Raw genomic sequence first — 16,326 nt, 5'->3', positions numbered from 1 at the left:
ATACACCGGAAAACTTGACTGTCCCCGTTCATTTTTCCCTATACCTTTTACAGTTTGAAGGCCATGGACAGTGACTTGGCCCTCCGCTAGTCTTGAAATCATACAGCCATTTCGCAAGCAACAAGGGAAAGCTGCTGGCATGAATTCAGGGGCAGATCTGTTGCGCATCGAGCAACTGGGCATCGCCTTCAAAATGATGGGTGGCCAGTTGGAAGCGGTTCGTAACGCCAGCTTGCGCGTTCTGCCTGGCAAAGTGACGGCGCTCGTTGGCGAGTCCGGCTCCGGCAAATCGGTGATCAGCCAGGCGGTGATGGGCATTTTGCCGAACACCGCTTCCGCCACCGGCCGCATTCTTTTCTGCGATCCTGAAAATCCGGGCAGCCCGATCGACATCCTGGCGCTGCCGCGCGACGGCAAGGCGATCAGAGACCTGCGCGGCCGCCGGCTCGGCAAGATCTTTCAGGAGCCGATGACCTCGCTTTCGCCGCTGCACACCATCGGCAACCAAGTCGGCGAGGCCCTGCGCATCCATGAACCGGTCAGCAAGGCGGAAACGCGCGACCGCGTCGAGGAAATGCTGGGCCTGGTGGGTTTTGCCAATCCCGCCCGCACCCGCGAGATGTATCCGTTCGAGCTTTCCGGCGGCATGCGCCAGCGCGCCATGATCGCCATGGCCCTGATCTGCCGGCCCTCCCTGCTGATCGCCGACGAGCCGACCACGGCGCTCGACGTCACCATCCAGGCGCAGATCCTCCAGCTTTTGCGGGAGCTGCAGACCAAACTCAACATGGCGATGCTGCTCATCACCCACGACCTCGGCGTGGTGGCCAATGTCGCCGACGAGGTGGTGGTCATCTATCGCGGCGAGATCATGGAGGCCGGCCCGGTCGAAACGATCTTCCGCCGGCCGGAACATCCCTATCTCAAGGGCCTGATGGCGGCCGTGCCGCATTTCGACATGAAACCCGGCGAACGGCTGAAGGCGCTGCGCGAAATTCCCGTCAATGCCGATACGCTGATCGGCAAGAAAAGACAGGAGAAGCAAGGCCCCGAAATCCTCCTGTCCGTCCGCAACGTCGTCAAAACCTATGGCACGCGCAAATCCAGCTGGTTCGGCAAGAATACGGCGGCCGGCGTTCGCGCCGTCGACGATGTCAGCTTTGACGTGCGCCGTGGCGAATGTCTCGGCATCGTCGGTGAAAGCGGCTGCGGCAAGAGCACGCTGAGCAAGATCGTCATGCGGGCGGTGACGCCGGATTCCGGCTCCGTCACCTATTTCGACCGCGACGGCAAAGCCATCGATGTGCTGTCATCCGATGGTGGCGACCTGAAGACGCTGCGCACCAAGATCCAGATGGTCTTCCAGGATCCGGTGTCTTCGCTTTCGCCGCGCATGACCATCCAGAACATCCTGAGCGAGCCGCTGGAAATCCACGACCGGGGCTCGACGCAGGAGCGCAAGGAAAAGGTCTTGCGGCTGGTGCAGGCCATCGGTCTCGACCAGAGCGCGCTGAACCGCTACCCGCACAGCTTTTCCGGCGGCCAGCGCCAGCGCATCGGCATCGCCCGCGCCCTGGCACTCGGCCCGGACCTGATGATCTGCGACGAGCCGGTCTCGGCGCTCGATGTGTCGGTGCAGGCGCAGATCCTCAATCTTCTCAAGGATCTGCAGAAGGAGCTGGGCCTGACCTACTTCTTCATTTCCCACAATCTCGCCGTGGTCGACTATATGGCCGACCGTATCGCGGTGATGTGCGGTGGACGGATCGTCGAACTGGCCCCGCGCGAAACGCTGATGCGCTCGCCGGTCCATCCCTATACCAAGGCCCTTCTGGCCGCGGTGCCCTTTCCCGATCTCGACCGGCCGCTGGATTTCGCCACCGTGCAGGCCTGCGGCGCAACGGGAACGGCAAGCTGGGCGAAACAGTTTCGTGCAGATGACGATGACGACGCACTTGGAGCGGCGGATCTCGGCGGCGGGCACATCGTCCTGGCGCGCCGAAATGCCGATGTCAGGGAGCTTCAGCCATGATCCGGCGCAGAACGCTTCTGGCAATGCTTGCTTCGACGGTCATTCCGGCGACAGCCGCTGCACGCCGCCTCGAGCCCGATTTCCTGGTGCCGCTGATGAACGCCGGCAAGCTGCCGACGGCGGCTGGGCGACTGCCGAAAAATCCGCGGACTGTGGATCTCGCCGACATGGGCCGGGAGGTCGGAAAATACGGCGGCACGGCGCGCATGCTGATCGGCAGCGCCAAGGACATCCGCCTGATGACCATCTGCGGTTATTCCAGGCTCGTCGGTTATGACGACAAGCTGAACCTCTCCGCCGACATTCTCGAGAGCTACGAACATGTCGACGAGAAGGTCTTCACCTTCAAGATCCGCGAGGGGCATCGCTGGTCGGACGGCCGGCTCTTTACCGCGGAGGATTTCCGCTATTGCTGGGAAGACGTCATCCTCGACGAAAACCTGCGCAAGGGCGGGCTGCCGACCGATCTCCTGGTCGACGGCAAGCCGCCACGCTTCGAGAAGCTCGATGACTTGACCGTTCGCTACAGCTGGGATGGCCCCAACCCGGACTTCCTGCCGCGCCTGGCCGCGCCGCAGCCGCTGACCATCTTCATGCCGGCGCATTACATGCAGCAGTTCCACCAGAAATATCAGAACGCCAACCGGCTGGCCGGGCTGATGAAGGAGCAGCGGTCAAAAAGCTGGGTCGATCTGCACATCAAGATGTCGCGCAGCTACCGGCCGGAAAATCCCGAATTGCCGACGCTCGATCCCTGGCGCAACACGACAAAACCGCCGGCCGAACAGTTCGTCTTCGAACGCAATCCCTATTTTCATCGCGTCGACCAGAACGGCACACAGCTGCCCTATATCGACCGTTTCCTGCTCAACGTCAGCTCGTCGTCGATCATCACCGCCAAGGCCTGTACCGGCGAAAGCGATCTGCAGGCCACCGGTATCGATTTTGTCGATTACGCTTTCCTCAAGGATGCCGAGAAGCGTTATCCGGTGAAGGTTGGACTGTGGAAGGCGACGCGCGGCTCGAAGATCGCCCTGCTGCCGAATCTCAACTATGGCGACGATGCCTGGCGGGGCCTGTTGCAGAATGCCAATTTCCGCCGGGCGCTGTCGCTTGCCATCGACCGCGAGGAAATCAACAAGGTCGTCTTCTACGGCCTCGCAAAACCGAGCAGCGACACCATCCTGCCCGACAGCCCGCTCTTCAAGCCGGACTATGCCGCGGCCTGGAGCGCCCACGATCCGGACGCGGCAAACAGGCTGCTCGACGAACTCGGCCTGCAGAACCGCGACGACGATGGCATCCGCCTGCTGCCGGACGGACGCGAGGCGCAGATCGTCGTGGAAACCGCCGGTGAAAGCACGCTCGACACCGACGTGCTGGAACTGATCACCGACCACTGGCGCAAGATCGGCATCTCGCTGTTCATCCGCACCTCGCAGCGCGACGTCTTCCGTTCGCGCACCATGGGCGGCCAGATCATGATGACCATGTGGCCGGGACTGGAAAACGGCGTACCGACCCGCGACATGAACCCCAGCCAGCTGGCACCGACGACCGACGACCAGCTGCAATGGCCGGTTTGGGGCATGCATTATCTGTCCAACGGCCAGAAGGGACACGCCCCGGAAGTGGCCGAAGCCGCCCGGCTGGTCGAGCTTCTGAAGGGCTGGTACCACGCCCGCACGCCCGAAGAGCGCACCGACATCTGGGGCGAGATGCTGGCGATCTACACCGACCAGGTCTTTTCCATCGGTATCGTCAACCAGACACTGCAGCCCGTTCTGCGCTCGGCGCTCATGCGCAACGTGCCCGAAACCGGCCTCTACGGTTTCGATCCCACCTGCTATCTCGGTGTCTATATGCCCGATACGTTCTGGTACGGCGAGGATATCGCCTGATGATGATGCGATACATCCTGTGGCGCATCGCTGCGATGATCCCCACCCTGCTGATCATTTCGGCGCTGATCTTCACCATTATCGAACTGCCGCCGGGCGATTATTTCGAAAGCTACATCTCCGAACTGCAAGCGCAGGGCGAAGGCGTGGACATGGAGGAAATCGAGGAACTGCGAGCGCAATACGGTTTCGACAAGCCGCCGATCCTGCGCTATTTCCACTGGGTCGGCGGCATGCTGACCGGCGATTTCGGTTATTCCTTCGAGTATCAGCTGCCGGTCAACGAAGTGGTTGGCGACCGCCTGTGGCTGACCATTCTGGTCTCCTTCTGCACCATTCTCGTCACCTGGCTGGTGGCTTTCCCGATCGGCATCTATTCCGCGACGCATCAGTATAGCTGGGGCGACTACGGCCTGACCTTCCTCGGCCTGCTCGGCATCGCCATTCCCAATTTCACGCTGGCGCTGATCCTGATGTATTTCGCCAACATCTGGTTCGGCATCTCCATCGGCCACCTGATGGACCAGAAATTCCTCGGCGAGCCGATGAGCTGGGAAAAGGCGAAGTCGATCCTGGAGCATCTCTGGATTCCGGTGATCATCGTCGGCACCGCCGGCACGGCCGGCATGATCCGGCGCCTGCGTGCCAACCTGCTCGACGAGCTGCAGAAACAATATGTCGTCACCGCCCGTGCCAAGGGGCTGCACCCCTTCCGGGCGCTCATCAAGTATCCGCTGCGCATGTCCTTGAATTTCTTCATCGCCGATATAGGCTCCATCCTGCCGCAAATCATTTCCGGCGCTGAAATCACCGCTATCGTACTGTCTCTGGAAACCACCGGACCGATGCTCATCAAGGCGTTGCAAAGCCAGGATATGTATCTGGCAGGCTCTTTCCTGATGTTCCTCGCCTTCCTGACGGTGATCGGCATGCTGATATCGGATATCGCGCTCGCCTTTCTCGACCCGCGCATCCGGCTTCAGGGTGGGAGTGCCAAGTGACGTCATCGCCTCTTCCCGAACCCGGCGCACCGCTGGCGCACTTCGTTTCCACCGCCCCCTTCGATCCCTATGCGGTCAAGGAAATGACGCCGGCGCAGATACGCGTCAACAGCGCCTCGCAGCTGCGGCTGATGTGGTGGAAATTCAAGCGTCACAAGCTGGCGCTGGCCTCCGGCATCTTCCTCGCCGTGCTCTACCTGATGATCCTCATCTGCGAGTTTCTGGCGCCCTACAACCTGCACAGCCGCAACGTCGATTTCATCCACGCGCCGCCGCAAGGCGTCCATCTCTTCCATGACGGCCAGTTCGTCGGACCCTTCGTCTACGGCCGGGAAATGACGCTGGACATGGACACGCTCCGGCGCGTCTACACCGAAAAGACGGACGACATCGAACCGCTGCGTTTCTTCTGCAGCGGCGATACCTATCGTTTCTGGGGCCTGTTCGATGCCAGCACCCATTTCGTCTGTCCGGCCAAGGACGGGCAGTTCTTCCTGCTCGGTACCGACCGGCTCGGCCGCGATGTGCTGTCGCGCATCATCTATGGCGCCCGCATCTCGCTGACCATCGGCCTGCTCGGCATCACCGTCAGCTTCATCCTCGGCATCGTCATCGGCGGCTTGGCCGGTTACCACGGCGGCATTTTCGACCTCGTGGCGCAACGCATCATCGAGGTGTTGCAGTCGATCCCGAGCATTCCGCTATGGATGGCGCTGGCGGCGATCATGCCGGTGACATGGAGCCCGATCCTCATCTATCTCGGCATCACCGTCATCCTCGGCCTGCTCGACTGGACGGGGCTTGCCCGCGCCGTGCGCTCAAAACTCCTGTCGTTGCGCGAAGAAGACTACGTGCTGGCGGCGCAGCTGATGGGGGCGAAATCGAGCCGCATCATCGGCCGCCACCTGGTGCCGGGGTTCATGTCCCATCTCATTGCCACCGCGACCATATCGATCCCCGGAATGATTCTCGGCGAGACGGCGCTCAGCTTCCTCGGTCTCGGCCTGCGGCCGCCGATCACCAGCTGGGGCATTCTTCTCACCGAAGCCAGGAGCGTGAGCGTCATCGCTTTCTATCCCTGGCTTCTGTTCCCCACCATACCTGTGATCCTTGTGATACTGGCGTTCAATTTTCTGGGAGACGGCTTGCGCGACGCGGCCGATCCGTACAAGTAACGGGTTCGACGATGAACAGCACCTGTAAACGTAAAGCTGGTCCGGACGGGGCCGATTGGAAGGTCAGCGCATGATGCGCCGTTTCGAAGATGCCCGCATCCTGATGTACAGCCACGACACGTTCGGGCTTGGTCACCTCAGGCGCTGCCGTACCATTGCCCATTCCCTCGTCGAGGATTATCGCGGCCTCAACATCCTGATCATCTCGGGAGCGACGATCGCCGGCGCCTTCGATTATCGCGCCCGCGTCGATTTCGTGAAGATCCCGAGCGTCATCAAGCTGCGCAACGGCGAATACACCTCGCTGGAAAAACACATCGATCTTCACGAAACATTGAAGATGCGCCAGTCGATCATCCGCCATACGGCGGAGACCTTCGAGCCCGACATCTTCATCGTCGACAAGGAGCCGATGGGCCTGCGCGGCGAAGTGGAAGAAACGCTCGCCTATCTCAAGACCCGCGGAACGACGCTGGTGCTCGGCCTGCGCGAAGTCATGGATGCGCCGCATCTCCTCGACGCCGAATGGAAACGCAACGACGTCATGCGCAAGATCGGTCAATATTACGACCGCGTCTGGGTCTATGGCCCCCCGGATTTCTACGATCCTCTGGTCGGGCTCGACGTGCCGCCCACCGTACGCTCGAAGATGGATTTCGTCGGTTTCCTGCAGCGCAGCGTCTCGCATGACCACGGCGACGACCATCGGCCGAGCGGCGACTACATTCTCGTCACCACCGGCGGCGGCGGCGACGGCGCGGAACTGATCCACGACGTCATCCACGCCTACCAGCAGGACCCGACGCTGACCCACCGCGCCTTGATGGTGCTCGGCCCCTACATGCCGGCCAAGCAGCGCCGCAAGCTGGTGCGCAAGGGCTCGAAAATCCCCTATATCGAGGTGATCGAGTTCGACAATCGCATGGAAGAGCTGATCGCCGGCGCCAAGGCGGTCGTCGCCATGGGCGGCTACAACACCTATTGCGAGATCCTGTCCTTTGACAAGCCGGCGCTGATCGTGCCACGCATCGTGCCGCGCCAAGAGCAGCTGATCCGGGCACAGCGCGCCGCCGAACTTGGCCTGATCGACATGCTGCTACCGGAGGAATCCGCCGATCCGCTGCGGTTTGCCGCGGCGCTGAAAGCCCTGCCCTCGCGCAATCCGCCCTCGGTGAACGCCAAGGGCTTGCGCCTGGAAGGCTTGCCGAATATCTCGCGCATCGTCGGAGAATGGATCGACGGTCGCGGCGGCAAGGAGCCGTTGCGCGTGCTCAAGAGATAGGCAGAACGTTTGCCCGACAATAGAAAAATCGTCGTCGTCCTGAAGGGATATCCGCGGCTTTCGGAGACCTTCATCGCCCAGGAATTGCTCGGCCTCGAACAGGCCGGTTTCGACCTGACGCTGGTGGCGTTGCGCCGGCCGACCGACAAGAAGCGCCATCCGGTGCATGACGAGATCCGCGCACCGGTGCATTACCTGCCGGAATATCTGCACGAAGAACCGCTGCGCGTTTTCCGCTCGTGGCTGAAAGCGCGCAAGCTTCCCGGCTTCAAGGCCGCCTTTTCCGCCTTCCTTACAGACCTCAGGCGCGACTTCACCCGCAACCGCTTCCGCCGCCTCGGCCAGGCCGCCGTGCTGGCCGCCGAATGGCCGCAAGGCGGTGCCTGGCTGCATGCCCATTTCATTCACACGCCGGCCTCGGTCGCCCGTTATGCCAGCCTGATGACCGGCACGCCCTGGACATGCTCGGCACATGCCAAGGATATCTGGACCTCGGAGAACTGGGAGCTTGCCGGCAAACTCGAAAGCACCCGCTGGACCGTCACCTGCACGCATACCGGCTTCGACCACTTGAAGACCTTGGCCGACGGCCGCGGCCATGTGCATCTGAGCTACCACGGCCTGGACCTCACCCGCTTCGGGCCGTTTGACGGCGACCGGCCGGCGCGGGACGGCAGCGATCCGGCCGATCCGGTGACGGTCCTCAGTGTCGGCCGTGCCGTCGAGAAGAAGGGATACGACGTGCTGCTGCGGGCCTTTGCCTTGTTGCCGCGCAATCTCTCCTGGCGGTTCGAACATATCGGCAGCGGTCCCGAAGTGGCAAAGTTGAAATCCCTGGCAACCGAGCTCGGCATTGCCGACAGGATCGCCTGGAAGGGTGCGCTCGACCAGAAGGACGTTCTGGCCGCCTATCGCTCACGCGATCTTTTCGCGCTCGCCTGTCGCATCACCGCAGACGGCGACCGGGATGGCTTGCCGAACGTGCTTGTCGAAGCCTCCAGCCAGCGCCTGCCCTGCATTTCCACCAATATTTCCGGGGTTCCCGAGCTGTTGCGCGACGGCGAAAACGGCTTCCTCGTACCATCGGAGGACCCGCAAGCCCTCGCGGGCGCACTGGAGCGCGCCATTCGCGACCCGGCATTGCGCGCCCGGCTGGCGACGGCCGCCGAGCAGCGTGTGCGCGAGCAATTCGACAACAAGGCGAGCATCCGCCAGCTTTCCTCCCTGTTCCTGCAGGAATGGCAATCCGCATGACAACCGATACGTCCCGTACCGCACCGCGCGTTTTCTTCTATGTCCAGCATCTGCTCGGCATCGGTCACCTGGCCAGGGCGAGCCGCATCGCGCGCGCGCTCGTCGAGGATGGTTTTGAGGTGACGATGGTGACCGGCGGCACTCCGGTGCCGGGTTTTCCCGGTCCCGGCATGCACCACGTCGCCCTGCCGACCATCGTTGCCGGCGACGCCGGTTTTTCCGGCATAGCGGATGCCGAAGGCCGACCGGTCGATGACGCGTTCAAGGCCCGCCGCACGCAGATGCTGCTCGACGCCTTCCACGAGACGGCGCCGGATATCGTCGTCATCGAGGCCTTTCCGTTCGGCCGCCGGCAGGTGCGTTTCGAACTGCTGCCGCTTCTCTCCGCAGTCGAGGCCATGCATCCCCGCCCCCGCGTCGTCACCTCGTTGCGCGATATCCTTCAGGAACGCGCCAAACCCGGCCGTGACGAAGAGACCGTCGCACTGGTCAAGGCGCATTTCGACCGCGTCCTCGTGCATGGCGATCCGTCCTTCGCCCGTATCGAGGAAACCTTTCCGCTCGCCGGCGAGATCGCCGACCGCATCGTCTATACCGGCCTCGTTGCCGCACCGCCGCCGGCACCACCTGGCGAAACATTCGACATCATCGTTTCCGCTGGCGGCGGCGCCGTCGGCCGCGACCTGATCCGCACCGCCTGCGAGGCGGCCCGTGCCATTCCCGAGGCAGGTTCGTGGTGCCTGATAACCGGGCCAAACCTGCCGCAAGCGGATTTCGATGCCTTGGCGGCGGAAGCGCCGGCCGGCGTCAGCCTCGTCCGTTTCCGCCAGGATTTTGCAAGCCTGCTGGCCGGCGCGAAACTGTCGGTGTCACAGGCCGGCTACAACACCGTCTGCGACATTCTTCGCGCCGGATGCCGGTCGCTGCTGGTGCCGTTCACCGCCGGTGGCGAGACGGAACAGCCGGTGCGGGCGCGCCGCCTCGAAGCGATGCATATCTCCTCGGTGCTGACCGAAGCCGAACTGACGGCCACGGCGATGACCGCAAAAATCCGCGAGGCCCTGTCACGGCCGAAACCGCCCGCCTATGCGCTCGACCTTGACGGCGCGCAACACGCCGCCGCCATCCTGCGCGCTCTTCTGTAGGACATGCCCTGCGGCTTCGTGCCGAAAATCGCGTTTCAGAGAAATCAGGCCTGCTCCGGCAACCGCATCTCTCGCCGCGCCGAAAATAAACGGACGCATCCTCCGTTTATTCTTGACCGCAGCCAACATCGGGTGCATGAAACCGTTCCCGCGTCGCGCAGGTGCCATGCAGCGGCCAAACTCACAGCGTTCACACGGTTTTTCATATCGGCGACAACAGCGGTCGAACGCCGCTTACGGATCGATTTGAAAACTGATATGTTCGGCCGTACGGCTGAGGCAGGCGGTTCAGGATTTGCCTTCCCCGATCGTTTCCGAGCAGCCTTCCGGGCGCGCGGCGCAGCTTCTTTTCATACCTTCTCGTACCATCTGATCTGTCTATGGAAAATCGTCTCAGCCGCTACATCTGGAAACATACGAGTCGTCAGCAGATCTGGATTCTGTTCGTCGTCGCCATCTCGATGATTCCGTACTTCCTCTCCTTCGACCTGCCGAAACAGATCGTCAACGGTCCGATTCAGGGCAAGGGTTTCGAGACGGACGGGGCGACACAGCTGTTCATGCACCTGGAATTCTCGCTGCCGTTGATCGGCAACGTGGTGCTCTTTCCGGGACTTGAGTTGAACCGGGTGCAGACGCTTTTTGCCCTCAGCATGGTTTTCCTGCTGCTGGTGATCATCAACGGCCTCTTCAAGCTCTACATCAACACCTATAAGGGCCGCCTTGGCGAACGTTTGCTGCGGCGTATCCGCTTCGAACTCGTCGACCGGATCCTGCGCTTTCCACCCGGCCAGTTCAAACGCGTCAAGGGCGCGGAAATCGCCAGCATGATCAAGGACGAGGTGGAGCCGCTCGGCGGCTTTACCGGCGATGCCTTCGTGCAGCCCGCCCTGCTCGGCGGCCAGGCTCTGACAGCACTGATCTTCATTTTCATGCAGCATTTCTGGCTGGGCATGATCGCAGCGCTGATCGTCGTCGTGCAGGCGATCATCATCCCGCGCATGCGCAAGCGGCTGTTGATCCTCGGCCGCGAACGACAGCTGACGGCCCGCGAGCTTTCCGGCCGCGTCAGCGAGATCGTCGACGGCATCAGCACCATCCACGCCTTCGACACCTCGAATTTAGAGCGTGCCGATATTTCCGCCCGCCTCGGGCACATCTTCAAGATCCGCTACGATCTTTACCAGTGGAAATTCCTGGTCAAGTTCATCAACAACTTCCTCGCCCAGGTGACACCGTTCCTGTTCTACTGCATCGGCGGTTATCTGGCGCTGAATGGCCGGCTGGACGTCGGCCAGCTCGTCGCCGTCATCAATGCCTACAAGGACCTGCCGGGGCCACTCAAGGACCTGATCGACTGGGACCAGACCCGCCAGGATGTGCAGGTGAAATACGTCCAGGTTGTCGAGCAGTTCCAGGTGGACCGGCTTCTCGATCCGAAACTGCAGGCGATTGCCGCCGACAACGACCAGGTGCTGAAGCCGCCGCTCGCCGCCGTCAATCTTTCGCTCGTCGACGACAGCGGTGCCAAGCTGCTCGAGCGCGTATCGCTGCAGATCGCTCCCGGCGAACATGTCGCCGTGCTCGGCGGAGAGGCGCTGGCCGAAGCCGTGGCGCGGATCATCTGGCCGGAGAGCGGCAAGGTCGTCGCCGGCGGCGACGATCTCTGGGACCTGCCTGAATCGGTCACTGGCCGGAAAATTTCCTACGCCGCGGCCGAGGTCTACATGTTCCACGGTACGCTGGGCGACAACCTGCTCTATGGCCTGAAACATGCGCCGCTGACGCCGGCGGTCTACGATCAGCAGGGCGAAGACCATCATCGCTGGCAGATCAACGAAGCAAAGCTGGCAGGCAATCCGGACTACGACATCAACAGCGACTGGATCGATTACAGCACCGCCGGGGCCGAGGGGCCGGACCATCTCTTCGCATCGGTGCGCACCGTGCTCGATGCCGTCCTTCTGTCCAAGGATATTCTCGACCTCGCCCTGCGCTCGACATTCGACCCCTCGGAAAACCCGGACCTCGCCGCCCGCATCGTCGAGATGCGCCACGCCTTGCGCGAGGAACTGGATGCCGAAGGGCTGAATAGCCTGATCGTGACCTTCGAACCCGACAGCTACAATCGCGAAGCCACCGTTGGTGAAAACCTGCTGTTCGGTACGACGACAGGCATGACGCTGAAGGGCCGCGCCATCGGACAAAACCGGTATTTCCGCTCCGTGATGCAACAGACCGGCCTCGGCCCGCGGCTTTTCCAGATGGGTTACGAAATCGCCGAGAACGCCGTCGAACTCTTCGCCGACCTGCCGCCGGACCATCCGTTCTTCCAGCAATTGACGTTCATGACCCCGGAAGACATTCCGGAATACCAGCTCCTGCTGCAGAAGCTGCGCGGAAAGTCCTTCGAGGAGGTGACCGACAACGAGCGCTACAAGATCATCAAGCTGAGTTTCGCCTATATCGAGCCCCGGCACCGCTTCGGTCTGCTCGACGACGACCTGATGGCCGAGATCGTTCGAGCCCGGAAGATCTTCCACGACAACCTGCCGAAGGACATGGAAGACGAGATCGAGCGATACGACGATGCCCGCTACATGGCGTCCGCCAGCGTGATGGACAACGTGCTCTTCGGCCGTATCAGCCACAAGCACGCCGATGGTTCGGAGCGCATCCGCACGATCGCCCGCACGCTCCTGAATACGCTCGGCCTCTACGACCAGGTGCTGGCTTTGGGGCTGAACTACCACGTCGGCGCCGGCGGCCGGCGGCTGACGAGCGTGCAGCGCCAGAAGCTGGGGCTTGCCCGCTCTCTGATCCGCCATTCCGACTACTACATCTTCAACCGGCCGCTGCCCGGCCTGGATCACCGCATCCAGGACCAGATCGTCCGCAACGTCCTGGAATTGACGAAGCAAAACAACAACGAGCCCGCCGTCGTCTGGGTCCTGTCCAACCCGGCCCTGACAACACTTTTCGACCGCGTCGTCGTTTTCGAGCGCGGGACACTGACGGCAGACGGCAAGCCGGACTTGATCTCAGACAAAGACGAGGCCAAACAACTGGTGTCTTCCTGACAGTATATGCTATTCCAGTCGGGACGTTTTCGGGGAATGAAGGCCATGCTGCTCAAGGACGAAGTTCAAACACTGAAACAAGTCTCGCTCTTTGCCGGCGTGCCCCCGGCAAAGCTGAAGTTGCTTGCCTTCACATCCGATCGCATGAGTTACTCCACCGGAGAAATTCTCTTCCGGCAGGGTGATCCGGGCGATGCTGCCTATGTCATTCTCTCGGGTAAGGCGGACATCCTGGTGGATTCGCCGAACGGGCAGATCAAGATCACCGAACTCGAAACCAATTCCATCGTCGGCGAGATCGCTATCCTCTGCGATGTGTCGCGTACTGCCACCGTCATGGCCAGCTCGCCGATGGAAGTACTGCGCATTCGCAAGGAGCATTTCCTCAAGCTTTTGGTGGATTTCCCCGAAATTACCATCGAGATCATGCGCGTGCTCGCCGACCGGCTGAGCCATACGACGTCGGAACTGACCGAAGCGCGTAGCCGCGAACGCCAGCACTAAGCAGCAGGGCGCCCAAGCCACGGCCAGATCCGGCAAATTTGCCCGCGCGCCGCCATCGGTGATGGGCAAATAGCGACTCGCATAACAATGCGATTTTGTTTACCATGGCAAAATTAGGGCTGGGCCAGCTTGGCGCGGCAGGGAAAACGGTACACTCTATTAATTTCAATTGGGCAATTCTGGGATCATTGCCTCTAGGGAGAGCGAGACGGAAGACCGAAACCCCATGGGAAATGTGACAGAGTGATCAGCGACGTGTTTCGAGTTCGATTTTGGGGCGTCAGGGGCAGCATTCCGGTCTCAGGCCCGGAGTTTCAGCGCTACGGCGGCAATACGATCTGCATCGAAATGCAATGCGGTCCTCACCGGCTTCTTTTCGACGCAGGTTCCGGTATCCGCGAGGCGGGAGCTGCGATGCTTGCCGAAGGCGTGACCGACATCAACCTGTTTTTCTCCCACTGCCATTACGATCATATCGTCGGCCTTCCCTACTTCATGCCGCTCTACAATACGACGACGGCGGTAACGATGTGGTCCGGCCACATGGCGGGCAAGATGACCACCGAGGACATGATCCGCCAGTTCATGCGGCCGCCCTGGTTTCCGGTCGAACCCGACATCTGCCGCGCCCGGCTTTCCGCCCGCGATTTTCGCGCCGGCGACGTGCTCACCCCCCACCCCGGCATCCGGATCAAGACCCACAATCTCGTCCACCCCGGCGGTGCCATCGGATACCGTGTCGAATGGGCAGGCAAGACGGTCTGCTTCGTCACCGACACCGAGCACTCACCCGGCATTCTCGACCCGGTCGTCCTCGAACTGATCCGCAACGCTGATCTTTTCCTCTACGACTGCACCTATGTCGACAGCGAGATGGAACGGTATCGCGGGTACGGCCATTCGACCTGGCAGCAGGCCATCCGGCTTGCGAAGGTGGCCGATGCCAAGCGCATCGCCTTCATCCATCACTTGCCGGCACGCACCGACGACGAGCTGGATGCCATCGAAAGCGCGGCCCAGCGCGAATTCCCCGAAGCCTTCAACGGCCGCGACCGGCAGATCATCGACCTATAGGATCAGCGCTGCCGCCTTTCGCCACCGGCATCCGGCGTGGTTTTTCGTCAGCGCCAGCAGCGTTTCGAGGAAGAGCCAGGCCTGCTCGTCGTGAACCAGGTGATGGGTGAGGAAGCCGGTTGCTCCTTCCCCCTGCTCGAAGACCAGCTTCAGTCTCGCCGCAAGCTCCGCCGCCAGGATGCCATGGTCACGGCCGCCGCGCGTGCCGTGCCAGTCCATCAGGTCGACATGCGTATTGAGAAGGCGCAGCGGACCGGATTTTTCCGGTCCGAAAACCGAGAGCGCCTGAAAGCCGAGAGCCGGCAGGCCAGCCACCACGGCGGCAGCGACACGGTTCCAGGGCGGCACCAGCATCGGAACGAACCGTTGTTTGTGCAAAACGGCAAGCTTGTCGAGACCGGCGCCGAGTTCGCCGAGCACGAGTTCCGCCGGTCGATGCGCCCCGAGTTCCTGCTTCTTTTCCGTCGCGGGGGCATGGTTATGATGCGACCAGCCATGCACAGCGACCTCCGCCCAAGGGGCACGGTCAAGACATTCCAACAGTCCAGCGCCGGTATGTTCGGGGATAACCGCCAGCGTGAGAGGCACGTCGTGTTCGCCGGTCAGGGTCAACAACCTGTCGAGGGCCGGCGTCGGCTCCACCGCATCGTCGTCCCGCAGCCAGAGGTCGGCGACCCGCCCCGCTTTCTGCCAGCGATCGAGTTCCGCCATCAGCGGCGCCCATGCCATCGTATCGTCCATGCGCTTGCCTATAGCTTCTTCAGAATATCGTCGAGAATAACAGAAGCCCGTGCCATCGACCGTTGGTCACGGGCAAAGCTGCGGGCGCCGGCGGCCAGTCTCTGCCGTTCCGGCTCGTCGCGCAGCAGCCTGGCAATCGCTTCGGCATAGGCCGCAGGATCGTCCGGTGGAGTCAAAAGCCCGGTTGCACCGTGGGAAACGACCTCGGGGACACCTGCGGTCGCCTGGGCGACAACAGGCAGACCGGCGGCCTGTGCTTCCAGATAGGCCAAGCCATAGGCTTCACCGCATCCCGGCCAGACATAGACCGCACTGTGTGACAACAGGCTTGCGATCTCCTTCGGGGCCTTCTCGCCGTGAAAAATCACCCGGTCGTCACCAAAGGCCGAAAACAGCGCCGTCACCTCATCCCGCGCTGGGCCGTCGCCAACGACCGACAGGGTCCAGGGCAGGTCGGCGATCCGCTCCAATGCCGCAGCCAGCAGACGATAACTCGCCATCTTGTCGCCCGGCCGCATCATGGCCACGGTGATCAACCGCCCCGGCTCCGGCCGGGGAGGCAACACCAGGAACGGGTCCGCATCGAGAAACGGCGGCAGCATGACCAGCGAGGCGGACGGCACAGCCTGCGCGAGGCCCTGTCGGTCCCGCTGCGTGAAGCAGATATTCGCCGCCGCCATCGCCACGGCGTCCAGGAGGTCCGCCTGCGCCTCCGCCCAGACGCCGATGTTGCGACGCCGCGAATAGGAGGCTTCGGCCGTCACATAGGCAAGGCCGAACCGGCGCGCCAGAACCGGCCCGATCAGGTCGGGCGCCTTGTAATAGGTGTGATAGGTGAACCAGACATCGGGTTTTGCCGCCTGCCATTCACCAGACAAGCGGCCGATTTCCGTTTCGGCGGCAAGGCGAAGAACCGGCAGACCTTCACCTTCGGGTGTCGGCGTAAAACTGCGCAATTCGGACGCGACCGTGACCGTGTGTCCCGCCTGCTGCATCGCCGCAATCAACTGCCGCGCCATCAGCCGGTCGCCCGACGGCACCGGATGGTTCGGCGATTTCAGCGGCGAATAAAATGCGATCTTCATCGGGCATGCCTAAACGCCCGCCGCTCCGGCTGTCAATGGATTGGGGAACCAT

General features: G+C 62.1%; 12 protein-coding genes. 10 read left to right on the top strand and 2 right to left on the bottom strand.

The window, feature by feature from the left end; translation table 11 throughout:
* Positions 1-139 precede the first annotated feature (139 nt).
* From ACSQ3I_RS10070 to ACSQ3I_RS10025, 10 genes are all read left to right on the top strand, one after another.
* Positions 140-2,032 carry an ABC transporter ATP-binding protein gene (locus ACSQ3I_RS10070; RefSeq protein WP_435998437.1) on the top strand — a complete coding sequence of 631 codons (1,893 nt, stop codon included), beginning with the start codon at positions 140-142 and terminating at the stop codon, positions 2,030-2,032.
* Positions 2,029-3,933: an ABC transporter substrate-binding protein gene (locus ACSQ3I_RS10065; protein ID WP_435998435.1), complete on the top strand. Its 1,905-nt coding sequence runs from the start codon at positions 2,029-2,031 to the stop codon at positions 3,931-3,933. The genes ACSQ3I_RS10070 and ACSQ3I_RS10065 overlap by 4 nt, the downstream gene beginning before the upstream one ends.
* A 2-nt stretch (positions 3,934-3,935) precedes the next feature.
* Positions 3,936-4,934, top strand: a complete 999-nt coding sequence (locus tag ACSQ3I_RS10060; RefSeq protein ID WP_435998991.1) for an ABC transporter permease — start codon at positions 3,936-3,938, stop codon at positions 4,932-4,934.
* 83 nt (positions 4,935-5,017) lie between these two features.
* Positions 5,018-6,109 carry an ABC transporter permease gene (locus ACSQ3I_RS10055; RefSeq protein WP_435998989.1) on the top strand — a complete coding sequence of 364 codons (1,092 nt, stop codon included), beginning with the start codon at positions 5,018-5,020 and terminating at the stop codon, positions 6,107-6,109.
* Positions 6,110-6,179: 70 nt separating this feature from the next.
* The gene (locus ACSQ3I_RS10050) at positions 6,180-7,391 is read left to right on the top strand and encodes a glycosyltransferase family protein (RefSeq protein WP_435998434.1); all 1,212 of its coding nucleotides are present in this window, start codon (positions 6,180-6,182) and stop codon (positions 7,389-7,391) included.
* Positions 7,392-7,400: 9 nt separating this feature from the next.
* Complete coding sequence (locus tag ACSQ3I_RS10045; protein WP_435998432.1) at positions 7,401-8,645, top strand: glycosyltransferase; 1,245 nt, start codon at positions 7,401-7,403, stop codon at positions 8,643-8,645.
* Positions 8,642-9,790, top strand: a complete 1,149-nt coding sequence (locus tag ACSQ3I_RS10040) for a glycosyltransferase family protein (protein ID WP_435998430.1) — start codon at positions 8,642-8,644, stop codon at positions 9,788-9,790. Before ACSQ3I_RS10045 ends, ACSQ3I_RS10040 begins: the two co-directional genes overlap by 4 nt.
* A gap of 380 nt (positions 9,791-10,170) precedes the next feature.
* Positions 10,171-12,870, top strand: coding sequence for an ABC transporter transmembrane domain-containing protein (locus tag ACSQ3I_RS10035; RefSeq protein WP_435998428.1), 2,700 nt, complete (start codon positions 10,171-10,173; stop codon positions 12,868-12,870).
* Between the two features lie 45 nt (positions 12,871-12,915).
* Positions 12,916-13,374 carry a cyclic nucleotide-binding domain-containing protein gene (locus ACSQ3I_RS10030; protein ID WP_435998426.1) on the top strand — a complete coding sequence of 153 codons (459 nt, stop codon included), beginning with the start codon at positions 12,916-12,918 and terminating at the stop codon, positions 13,372-13,374.
* Positions 13,375-13,617: 243 nt separating this feature from the next.
* Complete coding sequence (locus tag ACSQ3I_RS10025) at positions 13,618-14,448, top strand: MBL fold metallo-hydrolase (RefSeq protein WP_435998424.1); 831 nt, start codon at positions 13,618-13,620, stop codon at positions 14,446-14,448.
* Here ACSQ3I_RS10025 and ACSQ3I_RS10020 read toward each other — a convergent pair.
* The gene (locus tag ACSQ3I_RS10020) at positions 14,443-15,189 is read right to left on the bottom strand and encodes a polysaccharide deacetylase family protein (protein WP_435998423.1); all 747 of its coding nucleotides are present in this window, start codon (positions 15,187-15,189) and stop codon (positions 14,443-14,445) included. The genes ACSQ3I_RS10025 and ACSQ3I_RS10020 overlap by 6 nt on opposite strands.
* An 8-nt stretch (positions 15,190-15,197) precedes the next feature.
* Positions 15,198-16,274, bottom strand: a complete 1,077-nt coding sequence (locus ACSQ3I_RS10015) for a glycosyltransferase family 4 protein (RefSeq protein WP_435998422.1) — start codon at positions 16,272-16,274, stop codon at positions 15,198-15,200.
* Between the last annotated feature and the right edge of the window lie 52 nt (positions 16,275-16,326).

The organism is Rhizobium sp. LjRoot30 (assembly GCF_964253915.1).
Taxonomy (GTDB): domain Bacteria; phylum Pseudomonadota; class Alphaproteobacteria; order Rhizobiales; family Rhizobiaceae; genus Metarhizobium.
The sequence above is the reverse complement of the archived record's forward strand: the minus strand, read 5'-3'. Positions and strand labels throughout refer to the sequence as shown.